Here is an 18,552-nt window from a genome sequence, read left to right as displayed (position 1 = left end):
CACCCTACCAAACGACAAGCAGGTCCCCTATGGCTGGAGCCACGGGGAACCCGCGAGGAAGGCTTCGTAGGAGAGGTTACTTGGCCTTCTCGATGACGGCGGCGGCGGGTACCGCGTCATCGACCTTCTTGGAGATGAACTCCTTGTAGATCATGAAGCAGGCGAAGACGATCGCCGAGTAGCCGGCGAACGGGAACAGGATGTTCACCAGCTTGTCGAACGGCAGGATGCCGCCGAATACGATGCCGACGGCGGCGAGCACCGTGGCGATCAGGTTGAACTTCATGGTCTTGTCGGCGGCGAACTTGCGGACGGTCATCAACAGGAACGAGGCGACCGCCGAGTAGATGCACAGCACGATCAGCACGGTGAAGATGAAGCCCAGCACCGGCGAGATGGCGTTGGTGATGGCCAGCGTCGGAACCTGCTGGCCGACGATCAGCTTGTAGTAGACCAGCTCGGCGATCACCAGCATGACGATGGCCAGCGTGAAGCCGGCAACACCCACCAGCGCCGACACACGCGCCTCTTTCAGGCTGCCGGCCGAGGCGCCGCAAGCCACTTGGAAGGGTATGCTGACGATCAGCGCCAGGAAGGCGTAGAGCGCGCCCGACCAGGCCCAGTTGGAAGAGGCGTAGTTGAAGCCCAGCGTCGGCATCGCCGCGTTGGCTTCGCTGAGGAGGCCCGTCTGCTGCGACAGCGTATAGAGGCCGGCGCAACCGACGATGACCATGAACACAATCTTGACCGGCCCGATCGTGCCGATGATGTTGATCAGCTTTTCAACGCCGAGCAACGTCGTACCCAAGGCGAGCAGGCCGATGATCCAGATCCCCGCGTAGGTCGGCAACTGGAAATACTGGTGAAGGGTGGCGCCGGCGCCGGCCAGCATGACGACCATGATGCCGTAGATCAGGGCAACGCTGTACCAGATGTAGACTTGGCCGACGTACTTGCCGCAGTAATGCTCGAACACGTCATAGGGGTTGGCGAACTGCTTCTTCTGACCGATGCTGAACAGCAGGAAGGTCAGAACGCAGGTGATCACCATGAAGATCATGGCGGCGATCAGCCCGTTGGTGCCGCTGCTGGAGAAGAATTGCAGGATCTCCTGGCCGGTCGAGAAGCCGGAGCCGATCCAGTAGGCCGACAAGGCGCCGGAAAGAAGAATGATCTTCTTCAGGTTTAGGGATTTTTCCATCATGCACTCCACGTTTTAGGTTTTTTACTTCGATGGGAAAACTGGTCTCTTCGGCTCTACGTATTGAGCCCGAGTAATTCGCTACTCTTCCTGTAAATTCTCGAATTCACCCTCCAACCATTAAACGGAGGATCTCCAGGTCGGTGGACTTCATCCCCTTGCTGGCCACCTGGCCGATGTTGGCGATGGTGCCCTCGACATCGCCGGTCACCAGCCCCTCGCCGTCGGAGAAGGCCTGCCCCTCGACCGCGAGGTGATGGGCCATGATCGCCGCGTCGACCGCCGAGGCGATCTTGGCGGCGCAGGACGGCTTGGCGCCGTCGCAGACGATGCCGCCGACATTGCCGATGGCATTGGTGATCGTCCGCGAGATCGCCTCATAGTCGCCGCCCAGCATGTAGGTGATGGCAGCCCCCGCCCCGCAGGCGGCACTCACCGCGCCGCAGAAGGCGGAAAGCTTGCCGATCGACGTCTTCTGGTGGATGGCGATCAGGTTGGAGAGCACCAGCGCCCGGTAGAGCCGGTCGTGGCCCACCTCCAGCTCCTCGGCATAGGTGATCACCGGGAGCGACGCGGTCATGCCCTGGTTGCCGCTGCCCGAGTTGATGATCACCGGCAGGGCGCAGCCGCTCATCCGGGCATCGCTGCCGGCCGCCGCCCGCGCCTTGGCCCGCGTCCGGAGGTCGGTGCCGGCGTATTTCAGCAGCGTCCGGCCGACGCCGACGCCATAGTGGCCGCTCAGCCCTTCCTCGGAGATGCGGGTGTTCTTGTCGATCTGCTCGGCGATGATCGGCGCGATATCCTCGAGCTTCACCGTGTCGGCGAAGGTGATGATGTCGCGCACATTGAGGAGCGACGGCTCGTCTGCCGCCACCTGCTTGGCGGCCGTGTCCCGGTCGACCAGCACCTCGCCGTCGCGGACCACGCGGCAGATGTTGGTGTGCGAGCCCTTGATCGACACCTCGGCCGAGGCGTCGCCGGCGAACACCTTGACGATGATGTGCAGCGTCTCGTCGCCCAGGAGCAGATGCGTGCGGCAGAAGCCCTCGGTGAGCAGCCGGCGGATCTCCGCCTGCTGGCCGTCCTTCACCGCCTCCAGCACCTGCATGCCGGCCTTGGCGTCGCCACCGACGATGCCGGCGATGGCCGCCGCGTCGATGCCCTTGAGCCCGCCGGTCTTGGGCACCACCACGCCCTTGACGTTCTTGACGATGTTGCCGCTGCACCAGGCTTCCGCCCGCTCCACCTCCACCCTCTCTGGCCGTTGCTTCAGCACGGCGGTGGCATAGGCGGCGGCATAGGCCACGGCGATCGGCTCGGTGCAGCCGAGCGCCGGAACCAGCTCCTTTTTCAGGATGTCGACATAGGTGCGGTAGGTCTTGGCGTCGAGCCGGGCGTTTCTCATCGCGGTCATGTCCGGCGCGAGAATTTGACTTCGCAGACGGGATTGCCCTCGGCGATGGTCTTGCCGAGCTGGAACTCGAACTCGCCGAAGCGGCTGGCAATGCCGCGATCGCCGGACATGGCGATGTCGCAGAGCTTGGCCAGCATGTCGTCATCGACGCCGATCTGCTTCCAGGCCGCCACCAGCGGACAATAGTTGTATTCGAGGACGAGTTCGCTCTCGTCGAGCTTCCTCACCTCGACCTCGAAGATCTTGCGGACGTCCTCGGTGAAGAAGGTATTGCCGAAGGACACCAGACTGCCCTCGGTATCCATCTTCTCCTTGATGCCGTCGCCATGCATGCAGCCAGTGTCGAAGATCGCCTGATGGCCGATGCTCTCCCAGTCGAGGCCGCGCTTCTTGGCCTCTTTCAGGATCAGCCCCATCCAGAGGCCGCGGTGCAGGATGGCGCCGCGCACCTTGTTGATGGTGGCATCGTCAGTATTCTTAGGCTGGTTGAACGCACACATGTCCTTGTCTCCACATCAACGGGCTGAAAAAATCGCAAGACTTCAGCCTCGCGGCCGATCGACATCGGCCACGCAAGAAAAAGCTCTCGGCTTCAAACTGGTATCCGGCGTATTCCCCCGAACCGCCCCTTCAGATCATCTGGCAGATCATCCGGCCTGCCCGGCCGGCTTACTCGACCGCTGAACTCAGACCCCTACCGTTCCCCGCGTTACTCTTCATTGGACCAGCGCCTTTGCCGGCAAACACTGAATTGCACGGCCTATGCCAGATTTCGGCGGCTTGGCATTCTCAGTGGAGAGGGGCGCAGCGCGACAAGGCGCCCCGGGCGGCGGAAAACCGCCCGATCCGCGTGCAAAAGCCCGGCCCGGCGGGCGGCAAAAGCCACGCCCCCCCCGGCTAACAGCCTGATATCGTTTTTGGAACCAGCTCCCCGCCCCGCCGGCTGCCGCGCCCCGCCGGCAAGGCGCAGCCCTCGCCTTCCCTCGCCCAACGCCAGGGCTCAGTAAGTAGTCATCCGCCGCCTCGCGCCGCTCTCGCCGGGCCTTGCCACCCACCCCACGGACACCACCTCCCCTGGTCCCAGCCGGCTCAGCGATCGGCCCATTTCGCAAAATGAGAAGTGAGAACGGGCAACCACCTGATCAACAACGGTTTTTCACCCCTTCGCGATTTCTCAAAATGAGAAGGCGTTAACGAGAGGTAACCGAGGAGCTGCAGGGTGGAACACCAGCAGCAGGAACAGGACCGTGAGCCCGATACCTCCCCCTCGCCCTTTTCGGCCTGAGATCCTCGCTTTCGCAAGGAAGACAGCGTGATAGGAGCGCCGCCAGCGGCCATTTCGCCGCCACACCCAAATTTCCGTAGATGACCAGCTCTCAGCCAAGTACTCGCCGGATCCAGATATCCGCTAAACCCAGCGCATCCGATAAATCCAGATTCCTCGTTATATATCAATTACCTGTCATCCTTGCGAAAGCGAGGACCTCAGGCAGAATAGAGCGCTCCGCCGATATAGAGCTCCCATCCAGCCTTCGCCACCATATCCGGATGCAAGCCAATCACCCGCACGTAGGCGATGGCGAAATCCGGCTCAGTCGCCCGCGCCTGCTCCCAATCGCGCAAGGTGCCGACAGGAACCCGGAAGCGGCTGGCAAACTCCGCCTGTGACAAGCCGAGCCCGGTCCGCGTCTTGCGGATCAGCCGGGCGCGTTGCCCCCGATCCAGAGCCTCGATGGCGGCGTCGAAATCCTCGGCACCGGCAGGATCAGATGTCGCGCTTGCCAAGAGCCTCGACCCGGCCAATGGAAGCCCTCGCCTCCTTCACCACCCCGACGACTGAATCATATAAGCCCGAATGCGATTGGGCCTGCCAAAAGCCTTGAGGCCATAGCCCTTCATCTTCTTCGGCTGGACCAAAATACTGTTCAACAGAGTATCGAAACAGCCCGTGCTCTTCGCTTTGTTCGATTACGACGCGGACAGAGGCTACCCCAGCCAGCCATATCTCCAACGGTTTCCAACCCGTCTCGATACCTAATCGCGGTGCTTCAATCATTCCAATTCTAGCTCATGCTCTCAAAGCGGCCCAAGCCGTTTAGTTAAGGAAATTATGTCAACAGGACGCGGTCACTGGAACCACACCAATTGGCATTCGCCCTCGCCACCCCATGGATGCCGATCGCCCACACCACCGCCGCCCTCACCGCCTCCTCAGCAACAGCGCCTTCATATACTCGCTGCCATTGTGAAAGCTCATGATCCCCGAGATTTCCTCCTCGGTGCAATCCAGCAGGATCTTGATCTCCGAATCCCGCTTCACAAGATCGACCGTCACGATCGCGCCGGATATGCGCTTGCCGCCGCCAGCGCCACGCCACACGTCGATGCCACCGCCGTCCATCGACGACGTGTCCCTGAGATAGCCGTAGTCTGCTCCATAGATGATGTTGGGATAACGCGGATGGGCCGATCCCCTGTGACGGTCGATCACCACCTCACTCTCCCGCACCAACCGCTCCAGCGCCGCCCAGAAGGCTTCATCGCTGTCGGTCACGGCTCCAGGAAATGCCTCGTCCATCCCGATATGCCCTCGCCTTTCACCGCCGCAACCCCTCGCGAGCACCCCTCGCGAGCGGCACCCGCAAACGCCCGGCGAGCGCCCCGTGAGCAGCTATCTGCCTGTTACAATCACTCTCCTGTCATCCTCGCGAAAGCGAGGACCTCAGGCAGGATAAAGCGATCGGCCGATATAGAGCCCCCCATCCAGCCTATGCGACAGACCAATCACAACTATGCGCAAGAAGCCGGTGGATCACCGTGAGATAGCCGAGGTTGCTCTTCCCATTCCGGGCCGGCAGATGCATCCTGAACAGTGAGAACGGCCACCGTCGGCAGGGGAAATGGGAAACCGGGAAGGTCGGCCACAACCCGTGCTCACTACAGAAACCGTGAGCATTCCCGCGAAGTTGCCAAGAGGTCTAAGTTCTGGTTGTTTTACCTATACGACTTTCGCGTGTGGGAGAGGGCAAAGCATTGCCGCGCAAGCCAACTACCGCGCTCGGTGCGCCACCAGAGCAAATCAAACAATTCCACAGGAGCAATACGGTACACGCAAAGCTGCGTGGCTATGATGTCAACATGCGCGATATCGGCGGCATAGACGTCGGCCAAGGGCAGTCGCCGCATATGCATGACATTTATCTCGCAACCGAAATCTCTCTCGGCTTTGTTCGCATTCCCTTCGAAAGTCAGAGCTATGAATGGTCGATGAGCGGCGTCAGTATCGTGCTCGATCTGAGCAATGCCGAGATCATTGTTGGAAGCTATTATCAAAGGGTTCTGCAGGATGGTGACCTCGTAGCAAAGCAGAAAGAGGCCGAGCATGACAGTCTGAATAGCGGATCGCAGCAGGAGGGCGAGGCCGAAGTTAAGTTAAGCTGGAAAGCTTACGTACCGTTCTTATTTGCCGGCGCCAGGGGTAAGCTAAAGGCTGACCGCAAGCACAGCCGCGGCCAAACGTCAGATTCGCAGATTGCTGTCACGCCCACTATCGTTTTAGTTCAAAAGGAGGGGGAACGCAGCTTGCGGGCGGGTAGCCGGATAGGCGATCCACGCCTCGTCAATACACGCGATTTGCGTGGACCAATCGTATCTCCCTATGGCCCCGCGAAGCTTGCCGGCAAGGGCAAAAATGACGACGAGGTTCCAACCCCTCTGGTTCGGCTTAGGGCGTGCGATTCCTCCAAGCCGGTCCAGGGCTCGATCACGGTGCGGGTTGAGCGCGAGGATTTTGTGCTCAACGCATCCAAGCAACATGAAACCACATCGTTAGCGCTGGCAGAGGCCTTGCAGAAAGACAAGCTCAGTATGGTGCGACGAAAACTTGCGGCGGAGCAGGATTTGCGCCGTCGTGTCGCCGCGCTAGCAGCCACCAAAGCCAACCCTGAGATTCAAGATCAGCCAGGGGGCAGGCAGTTCGACTTGTTCAGTTGTGCGTTCTGCGTTGAGCCAATGCTGGTAGACGAAACTGACGGACAGGGATGAATATCATGGATGACCAATCGCACAAGATTGACAGTCCTCACTTGTCCGATCTGGATCTCAACATGGCAGCAGTCGAGCGGGTACTGACCTGCCAAGGTAGCGGTCTGCGCGCCTATGCTTTAGCCGGCGGGCTCGATCCGGCGGAAGACTTTCGAGGTTTGGATCTTTGTGGTTGGAATTTAGCCGGACAGGACCTCTCCGGCTTTGATTTTTCAGGCTGCGACCTACGCGGCACTGGCATTGAATATGCGATTGTCAATACCAGTACACGGCTTGTTGCTGCAGTGCTGGACGAGGGCGTTATTGCGGGGCAGAGCGCCTGGCTTCTAGAGTTGGATGAGGCCGACCTCAAAAAACTCGGCGATCGCGGGGCGCATCTATATAGTGAAAGCAAATGGTCCGATCTGATAGCTGCCGGCGCGGTCTTACTGCCGCTGCTGGAGAGCCGGTTTGGAGCTGATCATCCGGAACTTATTCGGCTCGCCGGTTATATCGGCTGTGGTGAGCAAAGCGGAGGCAATCCGGACGCAGGACTGATACGCCTGAACCGCTTGCTCGCCGCCGAACGAGCACGGGGGACGGAAGAAACCCATTGGTTAATGTTGTTGTGGCGGTCTCATGTCGCCGAAGCCTTGCGCGACCTCGGACGCGTGAAAGAGGCCTTGGAGGAATACGACAAGCTGCTGCCACTTGAGATAAAGGTGCGAGGGGCAAAAGATCCCGGCACGCTGACCACAAGAGACATGCGTGCGCGCGCTCTGCTCGACCTCGGACGCGCAAAAGAGGCTTTGGAAGAATACGACAAGCTGCTGCCGCTCGATATAAAGGTGCGAGGGGCGGAGCATCCCGACACGTTGGCCACAAGAGAAATGCGTGCAGGCACCCTGCTCGACCTCGGACGTGCGAAAGAGGCTTTGGAGGAATACGACAAGCTACTGCCGCTCGATACAAAACTGCGAGGGGCAGAGCATCCCTGCACGCTGACCACAAGAGACATGCGTGCGCGCGCCCTGCTCGAACTCGGACGCGCGAAAGAGGCTTTAGAGGAATACGACAAGCTACTGCCGCTCGACATAAAGGTGCGAGGGGCAGAGGATCCCAATACGCTGGCCACCAGGGACATGCGTGCGCGCGTCCTGCTCGAACTCGGACGCGCGACAGAGGCTTTGGAGGAATACGACAAGCTACTGCCGCTCGACATAAAGGTGCGAGGGGCAGAGGATCCCGACACGTTAGCTACAAGAGCCACGCGTACGGGCGCTCTGCTCTACCTCGGGCGCGCGACAGAGGCTTTAGCGGAATACGACAGACTCCTTCCGCTCTACATAAAGGTGCGAGGGGCAGAGCATCCCAACACGCTGGCCACAAGAGAAATGCGTGCGCGCACCCTGCTCGAACTCGGACGCGCGACAGAGGCTTTGGAGGAATACGATAAGCTGCTTCCGATTATGATAAGCGTGCGAGGGGTAGAGGATCCCGGCACGCTCACTACACGATATGCACATGCGAGCATCCTACTCGAACTCGGACGCGCGACAGAAGCTTTGGAGGAATACGACAAGCTGCTGCCACTTGAGATAAAGGTGCGAGGGGCAGAGACCCCAAGCACGCTCACCACAAGAGACATGCGCGCGCGCGCCCTGCTCAGCCTCGGACGCGCGAAAGAAGCCTTGGAGGAGTACGACAAACTGCTGCCGCTCGATATAAAGGTGCGAGGGGCAGAGCATCCTGACACGTTGGCCACAAGAGAAATGCTTGCGCGCGCCCTGCTCGAACTCGGACGCGCGAACGAGGCTTTGGAAGAATACGACGTGCTGCTACCACTTGAGATAAAAGTGCGAGGGGCAGAGAATCCCGACACGTTGACCACAAAAGAAATACTTGCGAGCACCGTGTTCGTAAACACGAACGCGAGAAAGATTCGCTAGGTGAGCTGGCCGAGGTCATTTCGAGCCGCACCCTAGACAAAGGCGATGAAATCGGTTGCGGCGTGGCTCTCTGAGCATCCGACGTCACGGATGCTATCCCATCAATGCGCCACACTGCGTGCACGTTATCGTCTGGCACGGGCGCTCACAGCTTAGGGCGAGCCTGATCTAGCTCTTGCGGAGATTGATATTGGCGCTGTCCGACGTCGGCTCTGACGGCTTATCGCTATTTAGAGGCCACCAAACGCATCGCCGCTATCCTGTTAGCACGGAAAACGGCACGGACCTACCTTACCGAAACCTGCCGCCAGTGGGAGATCACAAAGCCTCCCGCTCCAACTTTATTGGCGCGACCAGCCAAGATCCGCCCCCAGTTTCCATCTCCTTGATCTTCCCGTACAACACAGCCAGCTGCTGCTCAGCATCGCCGCCGCCCGCTTCTTCCCTTTCTAGCTTCCCCACACGAACCACTACTTCCCTCCCCTCACATCTCCTTGATCTTCCTGTACAGCGTCGCCAAACTAATCCCCAGCATCGCCGCCGCCCTTTTCTTCCCCTCCAGGCTCTCCCCGCATTCCCCCAGCGCCCGCCGGATCGCGTCGGTCTCCGTGCTCCGCAGCACCCCCACCGCCGGCATCGCCGCCGGGCTCATCGCCCCCTCGCGGATCCTCACGGGCAAGCTCTCGAAGGAGATATACGGCGTCTGCTCCATGTTGACGGCGTATTCCACGGCGTTGGCGAGTTCGCGCACGTTGCCCTTCCAGGGCCAGGCGAGGAGCGCGTCCTCGGCGTTGCCGGTGAAGCCCTTGATCGACTTGCCGAGCTTGCCGCCATATTGGCGCAGGAGGTGGGTCATCAGGAGGCGCACGTCGCCCACCCGGGCGCGCAGCGGCGGGATGTGCAGGGGTATGACGCTGAGCCGGTAGTAGAGGTCCTCGCGGAACTCGCCGCGCGCCACCAGCTGTTCGAGGTCGCGGTTGGTAGCGGCGATCACGCGCACGTCGACGGCGACGGACTTGTGGCCGCCGAGCCGCTCCACCGTCTTTTCCTGCAGCACGCGCAACAGCTTGGGCTGCAGGTGCAGCGGCATGTCGCCGATCTCGTCGAGGAAGATGGTGCCGCCGTGGGCGAGCTGGAACTTGCCCGGCCGGCCGCCGCGCGCCGCGCCGGTGAAGGCGCCCTCCTCGAAGCCGAACAGCTCGCTCTCGATCAGCGTCTCGGGCATGGCGGCGCAGTTGAGCGCCACGAAGGGCTTGGCGGCGCGCGGGCTGGCGTGGTGGATGGCCCGGGCCAGCAGTTCCTTGCCGGTGCCGCTTTCGCCGGTGATCAGGATGTTGGAGCTGCTCACCGCCACGCGCAGCGCCTGCCGCTTCAATTGGCCGATCTGCGGGCTGGCGCCGACGATCTCGTCGAACGAAGTGGCGAGCGGCGACGTCGTCAGGTTGTTGATCACCTTGTAGACGTCGTCCATCTTCTTCAGCGCCAGGATGGAGCCGGCGTTCTTCTCGCCCACCGGCTTGCCGGAAATCAGCACGTGGGTGCTGCGGCTCTGGTCGCCGATGCGGAGCTCGATATTGGTGAAGGCGGTGCCGTCTCTGAGCAGCGCGCCGACATAGGCGCCGCTGAAATAGGTCTCGACCAGCTGCCCGGCCAGCTCCTCGCTACGGGCGCCCAGCACCTCCTCGACCACGGCGTTGGTGTGCATGATGCGCCCCGCCGCGTCGACGGCGACGATGCCCTCCTCGATGGAGTCGATGATGCGCGTCAGGCGGTTCTTGGAAATCGTCAGCTTTTCGGCGGTCTCCTGCTCGATCAGCTTGCTGACGATCAGGTCAGCCATCCGGTTGGTGAACACAACGAGGTTGTCGCGGTTGTCGAGGAGCTTGGCGCGCGCCACGTCGGTGATGGCGATGAGGCCGATCGCCCCGACGCGCGCGCCCTCGCGCTCGATCGGCACGCAGATCATCGCCCGGAGATTGCACTCCGCCTGCTCCTTGCAGGCCATGCACTGCGGGCTGTCGGCCTTGCTGGCGATGGTGGCGGTCTCGCCGGTGCGGAGCACGTGGCCGATCACATAGGTGTCGCGGATCTCCGTCACTTCCCGGTTGAAGTGCCGCTTGGTGTCGCCCACCTTGCGGAACTCGGCGTCGGAAATGATGACGTCGACATCGAGAACGCTGGAGATCGCCTCCGACACGTTCTGAACCGCCTCGTTGATATCGACCAACCCGACCATCTGCCACCCGTGCCGCGCCTTATGGCGACACATCAATGCCTTTTGCGGCGGCGGTCAACTCGCCGATGGACGAGACGACGCTCAGACACGTCCTGACAGAGCACCCCGCGGGTGTGCTCAATGATCACTCCGTTCCTTTCGGTGCCACCTTGCCCGACCGCGACGAAGCCACGCCGCCCGCAACAAGGAGCGGCGGCGTCCTCGCAGCAGGGGCATCGAGCAGGTGGCCTCCTGGGTCTGCCTCACCCGCTGCCCAAAAAGCTCTGGTCGATGGGCAACGCAAACAAACCGGCCGAATACAATTCGGCATCTGGTTCAGCAGCCCTGCCGGCTCATTGGCTTCCGTCCACCCAAGTCGGCTCCATTAATAACCTTATCCTCGCAACGACCTTATCCATTTGCTCGATCATCCGATCACAAAACTCGGGAGTGATGTTTTCTCTACCGGTTGCAAGCTGCAAAGGTTCCCCGGTAACTGCCGCCTCCAGAACTTTATCAATAAAAGCATTATACAGTTCTGCATACTTCACATTATTTCCACCAAAAGACGCTATTTTCTTAACATTAAGCTCAAACGCATCCGTTTTTATAGCCCTCTTCTCTTGCGCCGAAAGCTTCGCGCTAGCCCAAATCTCCCGGAGGACAATAAATCCACTTTCGCTCGTTTCGCGAAACCCCTCCTGTAGTTCCTTGACCTGATATGGGTCGTCGCGAATGCCGGACGGCAATAACGCCCAGAATTCATCATGGGCCTTTTTATCAATTGAGCCGTTCACAGCCACGACTTGCTGAACGATTTCTACTTGACGTTGCGTGAGTATGGGCTCGCTATGGACAGGAACCGCCACAAGACTGAAAATACTTATAATAATGATTCGAACAAAATGAGAAATATTCATGATATTCATCACCTCAAGCCGCACAGAACAAGTAGATTACTAAGGAAGCCCAACAAATCAATACGTATCTGGCGTTATTGGACTGCGGAAAGGTGACCATCCCACAACAGATTCAAGACCAACGCGTCCGGCCATTGAAGTTTTTTTCGCCCGCTCTACGAAGCGTCGCTCAGCGACGAACAGGAGTGCCAAGCCCGTCATGGAAGGCATGCGATATCAGGAGCGGGCCTTGAAGCTTCCCTTGGTTGAGTTTGCCTGCTCGCCGGATTCGGCAGATCATCGCCTTGCACGCCCCGAGGCGCGCGGCGGTCGCCCTCACTCCACCAACTGCGCCCGGATCGACTGCAGCTCCTGCACCCTTGCCGCATCCACCTTCGGGTAGCTCATCTTGAGGTCGGCGAAGGTGTCGAGGATGATCTCGGACACGATCAGCCGGGCGTTCTTCTTGTCGTCGGCGGGGACGACATACCAGGGCGAATGGTCGGTGCTGGTGGCGCTGAGGCACTCCTCATAGGCCGTCCGGTAGGCGCTCCAGTATTGCCGCTCCTTGATGTCGTCGACGCTGAACTTCCAGTTCTTCTCCGGATCGTCGATGCGGTCGAGGAAGCGCTTGCGCTGCTCGTCCTTGGAAAGATGCAGGAAGAACTTGATGATGCGCGTGCCGTTCTCGTGGAGATGCCGCTCGAGGTCGGTGATCGAGCGGTAGCGCGCCCGCCAGATGTGGCTCTCCTTCTTCAGGGCATCCGGCAGCCCCTCGCTGATCAAGATCTCCGGATGCACCCGCACGATCAGCACCTCCTCGTAATAGGAGCGGTTGAAGATGCCGATGCGGCCGCGCTCCGGCAGGTTGCGCGTGGTTCGCCAGAGAAAATCGTGGTCGAGTTCCTCGGCGCTCGGGTGCTTGAAGCTGAACACCTGGCACCCCTGCGGGTTGATGCCGGACATCACGTGCCGGATGGCGCCGTCCTTGCCGGCGGCGTCCATCGCCTGGAAGATCAAGAGAACGGCGTGCTGGTTGCCGGCATAGAGCATCCGCTGCTGCCGGCTGAGCTCGCGAACGGCGTGTTTCAGCAGCTTCTTGTAGTCGTCCTTGGAGTCATAGACCGGCTCGATGCGCGTCGGCCACTTGCCGAGATCCACCTTGTCGCCCTCGGCAACCTGAAAGTCCTTGGTCTTGATCTTCATGATGTCGTCCGCAAGCTCCTCGGCAATGGGGCACGAAGAAGCCGACCCCGGCGGGTTGGATGCCACCGGGATCGGCTTCCTGCTTCGGGATCGGTCAGGCAGGCCGATCAGCCATGCCGCCTCAAACGAGGATCGGAGTCGTCGTCATTGTAGTAGGCCCCGAACCGCGCCTCGTAGGCGCGGTCGACGATGGTCGATTCATCGTAGGTCGGGCTGTTCTTGACCCGCTCCCGATTGACGTTGAGGGAAACGGTCTTGTTGGCCCAGTTGATGTCGCGCGCCGAATGCGGCGAGATCAGCACCTTCTTGCCCGGCCACCAGTTCTTGGTGTCGATCACCAGGTAGTGGATGCTCCAGTCCTGCTCCTCGACCAGCACGTCCTCGACGTGGCCGATATCGCCATCGGTGGCCTGGATATAGTAGCCCTCCACCGTGTCGATGCTTCTGAGGTGCGGATCGTCGTTGCGGTGTTGCGCCTCCACCGTCTCCCTCTCGATGCGCAGTGCGTCCGGCGCCGAGGCGATGACAGGCGCCGCCGCCATGCCGCTGCCGTAGCCACCCACATAGAGGTCGTCTCCCCAGTAGGGGCTCCAGCCGTAGTAGCCGAAGATGTCGCTCTCCGACTGCCGCGACACCGGCCGGTGGATATCGACATCCGGGCTGTCCTTGACCTGCTGCCGGGTCAGCTTGACGGAGAATGTCTCGGCCTCGAGGTCGGCGTGGCCCAGCGCGGAGGTCGGCAGCAGCACCTTGCGCTCGGTGAACCATGTGCTGGCATCGACGACGAGCCAGCGGATGTGCCAGCTTTGATCATCGAACAGCAGATCGCTGACGGTGCCGATATCGCCATCACTGGCGGCGACGGTGTAACCCTTGATCTTGGACGCATTCCATAACATGTCGGCGCTCCCTTGAGTGTGCGACGGCCCTTTGGTCCGCGTCGTCCCCTCTCGGGTGACGCGGTGCGGCCGTCCGATGCGTCGCCTGGCGGTCCGGCCACGGCAGCGACGCGAAATCCGGTTATCCCTCCCCGGTCCGGGGCGAGATGACGCGACCGCCTCGGGACAGGTCGCAATCACTAGTGGAGCGAATTTGACATTTGAGTCCCACGTGACATAGGGCTCGCGCTCAAATGTCAAATTCAAAAGCTCCACTAGAACCAATAACTTGCTAGTGGTTCTGATGACTCCGACATTTGCCCCAAGGCTCGTATCAGGCGGATGCAAATGTCGGAGTCGAACCACTAGGACTGAGGAGGTAACGCCACCCCGGACGCGTTTGTTCCGACCGGGCTGAAATTTTCGCGAGGAGCGGCGTTCAACTCGCCGATGGACGGGGCGCGTCCTGCCCGTGTTGACCCCCTACCCCCTAGGGAGTAGGGTACCCATATGAAGCACGCCTCGCACCCCGACATCATCCGTCGCCTCAAGCAGGCCAACGGCCAGATTGCCTCGGTCATCAAGATGTTCGAGGACGAGCGCTCCTGCCTGGAGCTCGCCCAGCAGCTTCAGGCAGTGGAGAGCATCATCCACGCTGCCAAGCGCACGCTGATCCAGGACCACATGGAACATTGCATCGCCGACGCGGCTGTCGAGGACGCCGAGAGCGCCAGGCAGGCGCTCAACGAATTCAAGTCCCTCTCGAAGTACCTGTAATGGACTCCTTCACCACCCTCCTCCAGCAGGGAACGGCCCACGCATGGCTGTTCGTGCCGACGGCCATCCTGCTCGGCGCGTTGCACGGCCTGGAACCCGGCCATTCCAAGACGATGATGGCCGCCTTCATCATCGCCATTCGCGGCACCATCCTGCAGGCGGTGCTGCTCGGCCTGTCGGCGGCGCTGTCGCACACCGCCGTCGTCTGGGCGGTGGCGCTCGGCGGCCAGTATCTTGGCCGGGGCGTCGAGGCGGAGGCCATCGAGCCCTATCTGCAGCTCGCCTCGGCGGTGATCATCGTCGCCATCGCCCTGTGGATGTTCTGGCGCACACGGCAGGAGGAGCGTGAGGCCGAGGCGCATGAGCATCACCACCACGACGACACGCCGCACCAGATCGACACCGGCCACGGCCGCCTCACCCTTGAGATCCACGAGGATGGCGTGCCGCCGCGCTGGCGCCTGCGCGCAGAAAGCGGCGCCGGCTGGCCGGCCGACGACGTGGTGCTGACGACCACCCGCCCCGACGGCACCCGCCAGTTCTTCACCTTCCTCGCCCTCGACGGCGTCCTGGAAAGCCGCGAGGAAATCCCCGAGCCGCACGCCTTCGCCGCCCGCCTGTCGCTCGGCCACGCCGGCCACAGCCACGACTACGAGTTCACCTTCAGCGAAGACGACCACTCCCACAGCCATTCCCACGGGGGCCTCGATCTCGGCGACGGCGAGGCGATGGATGCCCACGCCCGGGCCCATGCCCAGGATATCAGCCGCCGCTTCGGCAGCGCCGGCAGCGTCACCACCGGCCAGATCATCCTGTTCGGCCTGACCGGCGGGCTGATCCCCTGCCCAGCCGCCATCACCGTGCTGCTCTTGTGCCTGCAGCTCAAGCAACTGACGCTCGGCGTCGTGCTGGTCGCCTGCTTCTCCATCGGCCTTGCGGTGACCATGGTCGGCGCCGGCGTCGCCGCCTCGCTCAGCGTCCATCACGTGCAGAAACACTGGAAGGGCTTTTCCACCTTCGCCCGCCGCGCCCCCTACGCCTCCGGCGCGCTGATGCTGCTGATCGGCCTGTACATGGGCGTGTCAGGCTGGATGGGGCTGATGCACGCCTGATCCTATTGATCCCTAGATCATGTCCGGCGAACTCCGGTTCGCCAACATGCTCTGACTCATTGTTTCCACGCAATTCCGGGCGCAAAACCGGTTCCCACTTTTGCTGGAACTGCTCACGTCATCCAGCCGGCCGTGTCGAAGCGCGGCAGCGAAGCACCGACCAACTTCTGAAGATCGTCTTCGAGGGCATCGAGACACTCCTCGCCGATCGACTTCGCCCATTCGGCGCGCAGCTAGACGAAGATGGCGACACCAAACCTAGACGCCGAATAAATAAGAACACGAAATATTAAAGACGCAATATATCCCAAATAACAATATAGATAAGAACAAAAATAACATCGCAATTATACCAATTCTTAGAAAACCATTATAACAATATGTCGGAATCGTTCTAACAAAATTATACCTTGGCCTGTACACACCATTTCTGGCATCTATAATACTTGGAATAATGTTACTATTTATATGCGATGCTGATGCGTACTCAGAATGATCCGAATCAAAATCTCTATTCACGCCGACTGGCTGCGTTCCATAATATCCGATCGCCTCATATTTCTTGGGCCTAATGAAGTGAGCGACACAGGGCCAATAATCTCTTCGCCCACAATCGTTTACGAAACAAGACGCTTTCTTGGCGACCGAAATATAATCGTCTTTGTTAGCTACACCCCCTATGAAATAAACATGATGGAATTTACAATCAATACCATTAATTATTTTGCTTAGAACCTTCGTGCCAAAACTATGGCATATCACAGATATTTTTTTGTCAGGGTTTTCTTTTATTATATAATCTAGATCTTGAGCAGCTCTCTGGAAAATTGATCTACAATTCCAAAATAAAAACGTGACTATATCCACCCACCCAATAGATATTTTATCTATCCGCACAATACCTCTTAGAGGATTATTGGCAATAAAATCATCTGCCCAAGACCCGATGGTCCTTATCCCATGAATAGTAATTATTACATGCTCCTCTGAGCCAGAAGCAGGTATGAATTCGTAATCTTCTGCTAGATCTATATCCCCAGCAATAAAAGACTTGGAAACAAGGTGGCGCTTTGTCATAAAACAATGCCCGACGCACCAGGTGATGCGTCGGGCACCTCCCAATTCCGAGAATTGGTAGAATTTTATAATCTAAGCCATATATGCCTACAATAGCGGATAACCGCTATAGGTACGCTAGGTAGTTCAGCCAACAGTTGCTGGCGCCGGAGATACGGATACAGCCGCTGCCGCTGAGGCAGCCTGCCTGCTGCTATTTCCTGAGCGTGCCGCCTCCGTAAAGGCAGGCATGCGTAGGACCTCGTAGGAATTGTTCGCCTTATCGAAAGACGCAACTTCCTTTCCACGTTGGACTTCTTCTATGGCCCACTCAAATAGAGTTAGCGCATTATTCACTAGCTCTTTTTGCGTCTTAAAGCCGCAGACAGACATAAGAGCCTGGATGTGGGCCAGCTGAGGAGCGGTAACCTCAACCTGAAGTCTGCTGCTGTTCTTAGTGACTAGAGGGGTCATTCCCCATACTCCTAGGGTTTTAAGCCGCCATTGGTAACCAGAACGAACTGGAACCTCCCTACCTTGGGCGGCGATGTTTTCGGTGGCGGGTCAGGGTCCTCATCATAAATGCCGTCAACATATTCTCTCGGGATCAGCAGGCGCTCGCCTGATCTCACGGGGAAGCTGTTGTCGTCATCCATGAAGGACTCTCCTCTCAGACGAGAGAAATGTTATTTTCATGCTCAATATACGCTCATAAACCGCTCAATTCAAGAGGTAACCAGAAATAGGGGGGATTGCGAGCAAATAGCCATAACTCAACGATCACTCTGCGCTCATGATGCGCTCATAGAACCCTAAAGGCAAATTTGCCCCGCGGTCATACATGCTGCGGCTTTCTTCGATGGTCGGCCGGTTGCCGCGGATCCAGACGCCGAAACCTTCCCGCGCCAGCAAAGCCCTGAGCTCGCCGCGCTGGTCGCCCGCTTTATGCTGATCGACAAGCGGCCGTCGCAGGCCAAATACATCATTCCCGACTTCCTGGCCCACGCCGACCCACTGGTGGAGCGCTTCGAGCGCTGGGCGCGCGAGCATCTCGCCGAGGGCTTCTCGCTTGAGGCGGCCACCAAGGCGCTGTCGGTGACGCCGCGCACCCTGCAGCGCCGCACCGAGGCGGTGCTCGGCAAGTCGCCGCTCGCCTTCGTCCAGGATCTGCGCGTGCGGCGGGCCGAACACCTGATCGCCCTCGGCCACGACCTCGACCATATCGCCGCCGAGGTGGGCTACGCCGACCCTGCGACGCTGCGCCACCTGCTGCGCCGCCGGCTCGGCCGTGGCGTCAGGGAACTGCGCGAGGAGGTGTGAAAGCCTCTCTCACGACCGATCACCGCTTCGCGCCGTCATAGGTGCTGCGGCTTTCCTCGATGGCCGGCCAGTTGTCGCGGATCCAGGCGGTGAAGCCTTCCAGTGCCGGCAGCATGCTGGCGCCCATGGCCGTCAGCTCGTATTCGACGCGCGGCGGCACCTCCGGAAAATAGTGGCGCTTGAGAAGGCCGTCGCGCTCGAGGTTGCGCAAGGTGCGCGTCAGCATGCGCTGAGTGATGCCCTCGATGCCGCCCTTCAGCGCCGAGAAGCGCAGCCGGTAGCCGGGCGCGATCGCCAGATGGCTCATCACCAGGATGGTCCACTTGTCGCCCAGCCGCTCGAGAACGCTGTGCGGCGCGCAAGGCCGGAAGATCGGCCCGTCTTCGCCCTCATGATACGGGCGGCCATGTATGAGCTGGTCCATGGGTATCATCCTTGTGCCCCAGGCGCAAAAATGTGCCGTCTTCCGGGCTTTTTCGCTCAAGTATATATGAAGACCCCT

The 18,552-nt window shown here is 60.0% G+C and carries 17 protein-coding genes; 5 read left to right on the top strand and 12 right to left on the bottom strand.

What is annotated here, in order from left to right; translation table 11 throughout:
* Positions 1-76: 76 nt before the first annotated feature.
* From G522_RS0124685 to G522_RS0124665, 6 genes are all read right to left on the bottom strand, one after another.
* On the bottom strand, positions 77-1,204 hold the full coding sequence (locus G522_RS0124685) for a YkvI family membrane protein (protein ID WP_026793297.1): 1,128 nt from the start codon (positions 1,202-1,204) through the stop codon (positions 77-79).
* Positions 1,205-1,307: 103 nt separating this feature from the next.
* The gene (locus G522_RS0124680) at positions 1,308-2,615 is read right to left on the bottom strand and encodes an L-cysteine desulfidase family protein (protein WP_026793296.1); all 1,308 of its coding nucleotides are present in this window, start codon (positions 2,613-2,615) and stop codon (positions 1,308-1,310) included.
* Entirely contained in the window at positions 2,612-3,115 is a 504-nt protein-coding gene (locus G522_RS0124675) for an L-2-amino-thiazoline-4-carboxylic acid hydrolase (protein ID WP_026793295.1), read from the bottom strand. The genes G522_RS0124680 and G522_RS0124675 overlap by 4 nt, the downstream gene beginning before the upstream one ends.
* 985 nt (positions 3,116-4,100) lie before the next feature.
* The gene (locus G522_RS28685; RefSeq protein WP_245586734.1) at positions 4,101-4,400 is read right to left on the bottom strand and encodes a helix-turn-helix domain-containing protein; all 300 of its coding nucleotides are present in this window, start codon (positions 4,398-4,400) and stop codon (positions 4,101-4,103) included.
* Positions 4,381-4,671: a hypothetical protein gene (locus tag G522_RS28680; protein WP_036840896.1), complete on the bottom strand. Its 291-nt coding sequence runs from the start codon at positions 4,669-4,671 to the stop codon at positions 4,381-4,383. Before G522_RS28680 ends, G522_RS28685 begins: the two co-directional genes overlap by 20 nt.
* A gap of 144 nt (positions 4,672-4,815) precedes the next feature.
* Positions 4,816-5,169 (bottom strand): hypothetical protein, encoded by a 354-nt coding sequence (locus G522_RS0124665; protein WP_026793294.1) that lies wholly within the window; start codon positions 5,167-5,169, stop codon positions 4,816-4,818.
* A gap of 479 nt (positions 5,170-5,648) precedes the next feature.
* Between G522_RS0124665 and G522_RS0124660 the strand changes: the two genes are divergently transcribed.
* Both G522_RS0124660 and G522_RS0124655 read left to right on the top strand, forming a co-directional pair.
* Positions 5,649-6,659 (top strand): hypothetical protein, encoded by a 1,011-nt coding sequence (locus tag G522_RS0124660; RefSeq protein ID WP_156887058.1) that lies wholly within the window; start codon positions 5,649-5,651, stop codon positions 6,657-6,659.
* 5 nt (positions 6,660-6,664) lie between these two features.
* Entirely contained in the window at positions 6,665-8,587 is a 1,923-nt protein-coding gene (locus G522_RS0124655) for a tetratricopeptide repeat protein (RefSeq protein ID WP_169453612.1), read from the top strand.
* A 484-nt stretch (positions 8,588-9,071) separates the two neighbouring features.
* Here G522_RS0124655 and G522_RS0124645 read toward each other — a convergent pair whose 3' ends face one another.
* The 4 genes from G522_RS0124645 to G522_RS28675 form a co-directional block, all read right to left on the bottom strand.
* Positions 9,072-10,823, bottom strand: coding sequence for a sigma-54 interaction domain-containing protein (locus tag G522_RS0124645; protein WP_026793291.1), 1,752 nt, complete (start codon positions 10,821-10,823; stop codon positions 9,072-9,074).
* 332 nt (positions 10,824-11,155) lie between these two features.
* Entirely contained in the window at positions 11,156-11,722 is a 567-nt protein-coding gene (locus tag G522_RS0124640) for a hypothetical protein (RefSeq protein WP_156887057.1), read from the bottom strand.
* A 315-nt stretch (positions 11,723-12,037) separates the two neighbouring features.
* Positions 12,038-12,907, bottom strand: coding sequence for an ADP-polyphosphate phosphotransferase (locus tag G522_RS0124635; protein WP_026793289.1), 870 nt, complete (start codon positions 12,905-12,907; stop codon positions 12,038-12,040).
* A 107-nt stretch (positions 12,908-13,014) separates the two neighbouring features.
* Positions 13,015-13,806 carry a PRC-barrel domain-containing protein gene (locus G522_RS28675; protein WP_036840893.1) on the bottom strand — a complete coding sequence of 264 codons (792 nt, stop codon included), beginning with the start codon at positions 13,804-13,806 and terminating at the stop codon, positions 13,015-13,017.
* 489 nt (positions 13,807-14,295) lie between these two features.
* Between G522_RS28675 and G522_RS0124625 the strand changes: the two genes are divergently transcribed.
* On the top strand, positions 14,296-14,562 hold the full coding sequence (locus G522_RS0124625) for a metal-sensing transcriptional repressor (RefSeq protein WP_026793288.1): 267 nt from the start codon (positions 14,296-14,298) through the stop codon (positions 14,560-14,562).
* Positions 14,562-15,674 (top strand): nickel/cobalt efflux transporter, encoded by a 1,113-nt coding sequence (locus tag G522_RS0124620; protein WP_026793287.1) that lies wholly within the window; start codon positions 14,562-14,564, stop codon positions 15,672-15,674. The genes G522_RS0124625 and G522_RS0124620 overlap by 1 nt, the downstream gene beginning before the upstream one ends.
* A 1,541-nt stretch (positions 15,675-17,215) precedes the next feature.
* On the opposite strand, the gene G522_RS30230 is transcribed toward G522_RS0124620, so the two are convergent.
* Complete coding sequence (locus G522_RS30230; RefSeq protein ID WP_156887056.1) at positions 17,216-17,386, bottom strand: hypothetical protein; 171 nt, start codon at positions 17,384-17,386, stop codon at positions 17,216-17,218.
* Positions 17,387-17,675: 289 nt separating this feature from the next.
* Here G522_RS30230 and G522_RS28665 point away from each other — a divergent pair, with 289 nt between their 5' ends.
* Positions 17,676-18,050, top strand: a complete 375-nt coding sequence (locus tag G522_RS28665) for a helix-turn-helix domain-containing protein (protein WP_084633393.1) — start codon at positions 17,676-17,678, stop codon at positions 18,048-18,050.
* A gap of 19 nt (positions 18,051-18,069) precedes the next feature.
* Here G522_RS28665 and G522_RS0124600 read toward each other — a convergent pair whose 3' ends face one another.
* Positions 18,070-18,474 carry a winged helix-turn-helix transcriptional regulator gene (locus G522_RS0124600; protein WP_026793286.1) on the bottom strand — a complete coding sequence of 135 codons (405 nt, stop codon included), beginning with the start codon at positions 18,472-18,474 and terminating at the stop codon, positions 18,070-18,072.
* Positions 18,475-18,552 lie beyond the last annotated feature (78 nt).

Source organism: Pleomorphomonas oryzae DSM 16300 (assembly GCF_000422965.1).
GTDB lineage: Bacteria > Pseudomonadota > Alphaproteobacteria > Rhizobiales > Pleomorphomonadaceae > Pleomorphomonas > Pleomorphomonas oryzae.
Note: the sequence above shows the minus strand (reverse complement) of the source record. Positions and strands in the feature narration are given on the sequence as shown.

Coding starts and splice junctions, on each gene's coding strand:
- G522_RS30230 (WP_156887056.1), bottom strand. CDS start 17,386: ATGGATGACGACAACAGCTTCCCCGTGAGATCAGGCGAGCGCCTGCTG.
- G522_RS0124685 (WP_026793297.1), bottom strand. CDS start 1,204: ATGATGGAAAAATCCCTAAACCTGAAGAAGATCATTCTTCTTTCCGGC.
- G522_RS0124625 (WP_026793288.1), top strand. CDS start 14,296: ATGAAGCACGCCTCGCACCCCGACATCATCCGTCGCCTCAAGCAGGCC.
- G522_RS0124640 (WP_156887057.1), bottom strand. CDS start 11,722: ATGAATATTTCTCATTTTGTTCGAATCATTATTATAAGTATTTTCAGT.
- G522_RS28665 (WP_084633393.1), top strand. CDS start 17,676: ATGCTGATCGACAAGCGGCCGTCGCAGGCCAAATACATCATTCCCGAC.
- G522_RS0124645 (WP_026793291.1), bottom strand. CDS start 10,823: ATGGTCGGGTTGGTCGATATCAACGAGGCGGTTCAGAACGTGTCGGAG.
- G522_RS28680 (WP_036840896.1), bottom strand. CDS start 4,671: ATGATTGAAGCACCGCGATTAGGTATCGAGACGGGTTGGAAACCGTTG.
- G522_RS0124635 (WP_026793289.1), bottom strand. CDS start 12,907: ATGAAGATCAAGACCAAGGACTTTCAGGTTGCCGAGGGCGACAAGGTG.
- G522_RS0124655 (WP_169453612.1), top strand. CDS start 6,665: ATGGATGACCAATCGCACAAGATTGACAGTCCTCACTTGTCCGATCTG.
- G522_RS0124620 (WP_026793287.1), top strand. CDS start 14,562: ATGGACTCCTTCACCACCCTCCTCCAGCAGGGAACGGCCCACGCATGG.
- G522_RS0124600 (WP_026793286.1), bottom strand. CDS start 18,474: ATGGACCAGCTCATACATGGCCGCCCGTATCATGAGGGCGAAGACGGG.
- G522_RS0124680 (WP_026793296.1), bottom strand. CDS start 2,615: ATGACCGCGATGAGAAACGCCCGGCTCGACGCCAAGACCTACCGCACC.
- G522_RS28675 (WP_036840893.1), bottom strand. CDS start 13,806: ATGTTATGGAATGCGTCCAAGATCAAGGGTTACACCGTCGCCGCCAGT.
- G522_RS0124675 (WP_026793295.1), bottom strand. CDS start 3,115: ATGTGTGCGTTCAACCAGCCTAAGAATACTGACGATGCCACCATCAAC.